1 protein-coding gene is annotated in these 945 nt (G+C 45.9%); it reads right to left on the bottom strand.

Translation table 11 applies throughout. From position 1 onward, the window contains the following. Positions 1-730, bottom strand: a 730-nt coding sequence (gene map / locus A3750_RS02450) for a type I methionyl aminopeptidase (RefSeq protein ID WP_068548000.1), incomplete at its 3' end; no start/stop codon positions are given. Positions 731-945 lie beyond the last annotated feature (215 nt).

Genomic DNA, 945 nt, shown 5'->3' with positions numbered 1-945 from the left:
CATCCTTGGTTACAAGTATCGTGTGCTCCCATTGAGCGGAAAGCTTGTGATCTTTCGTGACCACTGTCCATTCGTCAGGGAGGAGCTTGCAGTGACGTTTACCCTGATTAATCATCGGCTCGATAGTAAATGTCATACCTTCTTTTAGCGCCATTCCTGTGCCTTTTTTTCCGTAGTGCATCACCTGAGGGTCTTCGTGAAAAACTGCGCCGATACCGTGACCACAATACTCTCGAACAACCGAGTAATAATTACTCTCTGCATGCTTTTGTATCACCGCGCCAATGTCACCAAGTCGCGCCCCAGGCTTTACCAGAGCAATACCTTTATACATGCACTCTTGGGTGATACGCACTAAACGCTCCGCCGCAATACTAGGCTCTCCAACGAAGAACATTTTGCTGGTGTCTCCGTGATAACCATCTTTGATGACGGTGATGTCGATGTTGATGATGTCACCGTTCTTTAGCTTTTTCTTTTCTGTTGGAATGCCATGACATATTACGTGGTTGACTGAGGTGCAGATTGATTTTGGGAAGCCTTTATAATTAAGCGGTGCCGGAATGGCGTTTTGCGTGTTGACTATATAGTCGTGGCAGATTGAATTTAGCTCTTCGGTTGTAACTCCCGCTTTGACATGCGGTTCAATCATTTCGAGCGCTTCAGCAGCAAGTTTGCCGGCAATGCGCATTTTTTCAATTTCATCAGCGTTTTTAATTGTAACTGTCATAGCGTCTCTGTTGGCGAAGTGTATGAGTGCTGGTTACATGGTTCAGCACCTTCAAAATAGGGCTGTATTCTACAGGGCCGTAGCGGGATTACAAAGTGCAATCAAACGTTATGGCGCGTAATCAGGGGTGGGGTGCGATTTTGGTTCTGAGCTTTTTCTTTAACTGGCTTTTGTTTTATGGTATAAAGCGCCCGCGAAAAACTCGCAGGAGTAGA

Source organism: Oleiphilus sp. HI0079 (assembly GCF_001635105.1).
The sequence above is the reverse complement of the archived record's forward strand: the minus strand, read 5'-3'. Positions and strand labels throughout refer to the sequence as shown.